This is a genomic window from Streptomyces sp. NPDC006393 (assembly GCF_040628575.1).
GTDB lineage: Bacteria > Actinomycetota > Actinomycetes > Streptomycetales > Streptomycetaceae > Streptomyces.
In genome coordinates this window covers 88,334-94,389 of record NZ_JBEXZD010000016.1, presented here as the reverse complement: position 1 = coordinate 94,389, position 6,056 = coordinate 88,334, and the positions used below count along the sequence as shown (strand labels likewise).

At 68.2% G+C, this 6,056-nt stretch carries 3 protein-coding genes; 1 reads left to right on the top strand and 2 read right to left on the bottom strand.

From position 1 onward, the window contains the following. Positions 1 to 1,268: glycoside hydrolase family 6 protein (locus tag ABZ484_RS10555; protein WP_358865500.1), on the bottom strand; the 1,268-nt coding region annotated here is incomplete at its 3' end. Positions 1,269 to 1,310: 42 nt separating this feature from the next. After that, positions 1,311 to 2,813 carry a cellulase family glycosylhydrolase gene (locus tag ABZ484_RS10550; RefSeq protein WP_358865499.1) on the bottom strand — a complete coding sequence of 501 codons (1,503 nt, stop codon included), beginning with the start codon at positions 2,811 to 2,813 and terminating at the stop codon, positions 1,311 to 1,313. Between the two features lie 299 nt (positions 2,814 to 3,112). Here ABZ484_RS10550 and ABZ484_RS10545 point away from each other — a divergent pair, with 299 nt between their 5' ends. Continuing rightward, entirely contained in the window at positions 3,113 to 6,028 is a 2,916-nt protein-coding gene (locus ABZ484_RS10545; RefSeq protein WP_358865498.1) for a glycoside hydrolase family 48 protein, read from the top strand. Positions 6,029 to 6,056 lie beyond the last annotated feature (28 nt).

The window sequence follows — 6,056 nt, the reverse complement described above, 5'->3', positions numbered from 1 at the left end:
GCGAAGGACTGCTCGTCGACGTACTGGTTCCAGTCGACCCACTTGGACTGGCGCACCGTCTGTCCGTTGACCGTGTCGGTGACCTTGAAGTTCGGCTCCACCGTCGCCGAGTAGTTGGCGGTGTTGGTGATGAAGCCGGTGACGTCGTTGACGCTGGCGCCGTTGGTGGTGGCGACCTTGTAGAACTCCTGGACGGACGGGTCGAGGTTGCTGTCCCAGCCCAGCCAGGCGTGGTGGCCGGCGTCGATGTAGTTGTAGACGTTGGAGAGGGCGCCCAGCTTGTCGAGGGCGTAGCTGACGCCCTTCTCGTAGTTGCCGTTGGCCTTCATGGTCGCGCAGGCGTCGGTGCTGCCCGCGGTGCCGCCGGCGTTGGTGACCAGGTTGGGCAGCGAGTCGGGCTCGATGACGGTGGCGATCCGCAGGCCCGCGTACTTCGGGTCCGACAGGATCGAGACGATCGGGTCGATGTACTGGGTCTTGTACTTGTCGATGTCGTTCGGCCCCAGCTCGCCGTTGGAGGCGAGGGCGGCGCAGTCGCGGCCGGGCAGGTCGTAGATGACCAGCTGGACGACCAGCTCGCCGGAGCCCTTCTGCTTCAGGGCCTCGTCGAGGTGGGCCTTGAGGCCCATGCCGCCGTTGACGCCGTTGATCGCGGCGATCCGGTCGAGCCAGACGGCGGTGGGCTGGCTGGAGATGCGGCTGCCGCCCGGCTCGGCCGCGGCGTGCGCCGACCACTCGGGGTTCACGTACCCCTTGGCGCCGACGTACGGGTTGTCGAGCTTGCCGCCGGGGGGTGGGGTGGTGGGGGGCGGTGTGGTCGGGGGCGGTGTGGTGGGATCGCCGCCACCGCCGTCGACGTTGCAGGTGACGCCGTCGAGGGTGAAGGTCGCGGGGATCGCGTTGGTACCGCTGTAGGTGCCCTGGAAGCCGAAGCTGGTGGAGGCGCCGGTGGCGAGGGTGCCGTTGTAGCTCTCGTTGGTGGCGGTGACGGCGGTGCCGCTCTGGGTGATCTTCGCGTTCCAGCCGCTGGTGACCTTCTGGTCCCCGGCGTAGGACCACTTCAGCGCCCAACTGGACTTCGCGGCACTGTTGTTGGTGATGGTCACGGCGGCGGTGAAGCCGGTGGACCACTGGTTCTGCACCTGGTAGTCGACGGTGCAGGGCGCGGCGGAGGTGCCGGCGTTGGCGGGTGCGACGGCGAGGGCCATGCCCGTGCCCCCGGCGACGAGGGTCAGGGCGGCAAGCATCGCTGTTCTGCTGCGGCTCATGATGTGGGGTATTCCTCCTGTTGGGGAACTTTCCGAGGTGACTTACGGGTTGAGGGCGCGCAGATGGTCGCGCAGCCCGGCGCCGTACGCCGTGGGCGTACCGTCGTAGTCGGAGATCAGGGACGGACCCGAGGAGCAGTCCCAGGTGTTCCAGGTCCATCCCAGGTAGGACAGGTCGTGGTCGTCGAACCACTTCATGACCTGGTCGACAAACCCGTGGGAGCAGGTGTTCTCACCGATCTCCCCCGCGACCAGCGGCACCTGCGCCGCGACCGGGGCGATCGTGGAGTTCCAGCAGCTCTCGTTCGCGCAGGTGTTGAAGTTGTAGACGTGGTAGGCGGCGACGAGATTGCCGGCCGGGTCGGTCGGCTTGTACGTCAGCCACTGGCTCAGGTCGTTGGAGTAGGCGAGCCCGCCCGCCATGATCACGTTCTTGGCTCCGGTGCCGCGCACCGCGTCGGCCAGGTCCTGCATGCCGGCGACCTCGTACCCGATGCCGGGGCAGGTGCCGCCGTCGCGCCAGCACTTCCAGGCGTCGGTGACACTGGAGGTCGCCCGGTCCGGGTACGGCTCGTTGAACAGGTCGAACACGACGGACTGGTCGTCCTTGAAGGTGCTCGCGACCGACTTCCAGAACGACGGGGTGTACTGGGCGTCGGGCATCGGCTTCTGGCAGGTGGCGTGCACGTCGGAGCAGCCCGCCGAGTTGCCGGTGTACTGGCCGTTGGTCCAGTGCAGTTCGACGATCGGGGTCATGCCGTGCGCCTCGACGCGGGCCACCAGGTCCTTGACGGCGCCGATGTAGTTCGCGCCCGCGTACTCGGGCTTGATGTTGGAAAGTCCCAGCCAGCACTCCTCGTTGAGGGGGATGCGGACGGCGTTCGCCTTCCAGTCGGCGATCGCCTTGACGGCGGCGTCGTCGACGGGGCCGTCGAAGATGCCGTAGCCCTGGACGCACATGAACTCGCCGCCGGACCGGTTCACGCCGAGCAGCCGGCGGTTCCTGCCGTCGGCGTCCACCAGTTTGTTGCCGGAGACGTGCAGCGCGGGGGCCGTGCCGCTCGCCGGCGGTTCCGTCGGCGGCGGTGTCGAGGGAGGTGGCGTCGACGGCGGTGGCGTCGACGGCTCGGAATCCACGTTGCACGTGGTGCCGTTGAGCTTGAACGCCGTCGGCACGGCGCCGGCGCCCGACGAGGAGCCGAGGAACCCGGCGCTGACGCTCGCGCCGGTGCCGAGGGAGCCGTTCCAGCTCTCGTTGGCCGCGGTCACCGTGGTGCCGGACTGGGACCACTTGGCGTTCCAGCCCTGGGTGACCTTCTGGCCGTCGGCGAGGTCGAAGGTCAGGCTCCAACCGTTCAGCGCGGCGCGGTTGTTGGTGATGTTCACGGCGGCCTGGAAACCGGTCGCCCACTGGTTGGTGACGGAGTACTCCACCGTGCAGGCGGGTGTGGCTCCCTGTGCCGTGACCACCGGAACCACCACGCTCCCGACGAGCGCGACCGCACCGGCGACGGCTAAAAGTACTGAACGCGGGGGGTGTCGCATGAGCGACTCCTTGCAGATCGGGCGTGCCGTGACGGACGCGTCGACTGATGGAACCGCTCCCACTGGTGCGAGTGAAGGTAGCGCCAAGTGACGGCAAAGAACAGAGGGGTCACGGATTTTCGCCGACTTTCCCTCAACCGTGCAGCACAGGAGGGGGTCGGCCGGCGGGCGAATCATTTCGACCCTTCAAGTACTTGACCGACCTCACCCCCGTCCGCACTATGGGAGCGCTCCCACTGGTTCATGGCTTGTTGCTCCTCCCCCACCTTCTTCTCCGAGCCGCAAGGAGGAACCAGCACATGCACTCCAGACGCGGACGCCGCGTGACGCGGCGTCTGTGGACCGCCGTGGTGGCGGCCCTCGCGCTCCCGACGACCATGCTGGCCACGGGTTCCACCGCCGCGCACGCGGCGGGACTCCAGTGCAGCGTGGACTACAAGACCAACGACTGGGGCTCCGGCTTCACCGCCGACCTCACCATCACCAACCGCGGCACCGACGCCATCAACGGCTGGACCCTGACGTACGGCTACTCGGGCAACCAGAAGCTGTCGAACGGCTGGAACGGCAGCTGGTCGCAGTCCGGGCAGTCGGTCACCGTGAAGAACGCCTCCTACAACGGGACCATCGCCGCCGGGGCCGCCGTGAACACCGGCGCCCAGTTCAGCTACAGCGGCACCAACACCGCTCCCACCGGCTTCGCGATCAACGGCACCACCTGTGCCGGCGCGCACCAGCCGCCGATCACCGTGCTGACCAGCCCGACCGCGGGCGCCACCTACTCCCAGGGCGAGGCGGTGCCGTTGGCGGCGACCGCGGCGGCGGCCGACAACGCGACCATCGGCAAGGTCGAGTTCTACGACGACACCACCCTGCTGGGCACGGACACCAGCGCGCCGTACACGTTCTCGGCCTCTGGTTTGACCGTGGGCAGTCATTCCCTGGTGGCGAAGGCGTACGACAGCCTGGGCGCCTCCGCGGAGTCCACACCGGTCGGCATCACGGTCGCCTCCGGTCCCGCCGTGGTGGCCTCACCGACCCAACTGGGCGTCCAGCAGGGCAAGTCGGGCACCTTCGACGTGAAGCTGTCGACGCAGCCCAGCGCGAACGTGACGGTGAGCGTGGCCCGCACGGACGGCAACACCGGCCTGTCCGTGACCGGCGGCTCCTCGCTCACCTTCACGCCGTCCAACTGGAGCACCGCGCAGAAGGTGACCATCACCGCGGACTCCTCCGGCACCGGCGCGGCCACCTTCACCGTCTCGGCCCCCGGTCACTCCAAGGCCACGGTCACCGTCACGGAGCTGGCCGCCTCCAAGGCGTACGACGCCCGCTTCCTCGACCTGTACGGGAAGATCACCAACCCGGCGAACGGCTACTTCTCGCCCGAGGGCATCCCGTACCACTCGGTGGAGACGCTGATCGTCGAGGCGCCCGACTACGGCCATGAGACCACCTCGGAGGCCTACAGCTACCTCCTCTGGCTCCAGGCGATGTACGGCAAGGTGACGGGCGACTGGTCCAAGTTCAACAACGCCTGGGGAATCATGGAGAAGTACATGATCCCCACGCACGCGGACCAGCCGACCAACTCCTTCTACAACGCCTCCAAGCCGGCCACGTACGCGCCCGAGGAGGACACCCCGGACCAGTACCCGGCCAAGCTCGACACCTCCGTCTCGGTCGGCTCCGACCCGATCGCGGGTGAGCTGAAGTCCGCCTACGGCACGGACGACGTCTACGGCATGCACTGGATCCAGGACGTGGACAACGTCTACGGCTACGGCGACGAGCCGGGCAAGTGCGAGGCGGGCCCGACGGCCACCGGACCGTCGTACATCAACACCTTCCAGCGCGGCCCGCAGGAGTCGGTCTGGGAGACCGTGCCCCAGCCCACCTGCGACGCCTTCAAGTACGGCGGGACGAACGGCTACCTGGACCTGTTCACCGGCGACTCCTCCTACGCCAAGCAGTGGAAGTACACCGACGCCCCCGACGCCGACGCGCGTGCGGTGCAGGCGGCGTACTGGGCGGACGTGTGGGCCAAGCAGCAGGGCAAGGGCGGCGATGTGTCGGCCACCGTCGCCAAGGCGGCGAAGATGGGCGACTACCTGCGCTACGCGATGTACGACAAGTACTTCAAGAAGATCGGCAACTGTGTCGGGGCCTCCACCTGCCCGGCCGGCACCGGCAAGGACGCCTCGCACTACCTGCTGTCCTGGTACTACGCCTGGGGCGGCGCCACGGACTCCTCGGCCGGCTGGGCCTGGCGCATCGGCTCCAGCCACGTCCACGGCGGCTACCAGAACCCGCTGGCCGCGTACGCGCTGAGCTCCTACGCCGACCTGAAGCCGAAGTCGGCGACGGGTGCGACCGACTGGAGCAAGTCGCTCCAGCGGCAGCTGGAGTTCTACCAGTGGCTCCAGTCGTCCGAGGGCGCCATCGCGGGCGGCGCGACCAACAGCTGGCAGGGCCGCTACGCCACCCCGCCGTCCGGCACGCCGACCTTCTACGGCATGTACTACGACGAGGCACCGGTCTACCACGACCCGCCGTCCAACCAGTGGTTCGGCTTCCAGGCCTGGTCGATGGAGCGGGTCGCCGAGTACTACCAGCAGACCGGGGACACCAAGGCGAAGGCCGTCCTCGACAAGTGGGTGAAGTGGGCGCTGTCCGAGACCACGGTCAACCCCGACGGCACCTTCCGGATCCCCTCCACCCTCCAGTGGTCGGGCAAGCCGGACACGTGGAACGCCTCCTCCCCCGGCTCCAACAGCGGGCTCCACGTCACGGTGGCCGACTACACCAATGACGTCGGCGTGGCGGCGGCCTATGCCAAGACGCTGACGTACTACGGCGCCAAGTCGGGTGACGCGCAGGCCAAGTCGACGGCGAAGGCGCTGCTGGACGGCATGTGGAACAACGACCAGGACAGCCTGGGCGTCGCCGTCCCGGAGACCCGCACCGACTACAGCCGGTTCGGTGACAGCGTGTACGTGCCGAGCGGCTGGACCGGCACGATGCCGAACGGCGACAAGATCGACTCCTCCTCGACCTTCTCCTCCATCCGGTCCTTCTACAAGAACGACCCGGCCTGGTCGAAGATCGAGTCCTACCTCAAGGGCGGAGCCGCGCCCACGTTCACGTACCACCGGTTCTGGGCCCAGGCGGACATCGCCCTCGCCATGGGTTCGTACGCGGAGCTCCTCGAATAGTCCCCGCTGCTCCGCGTACCGCCGGGTG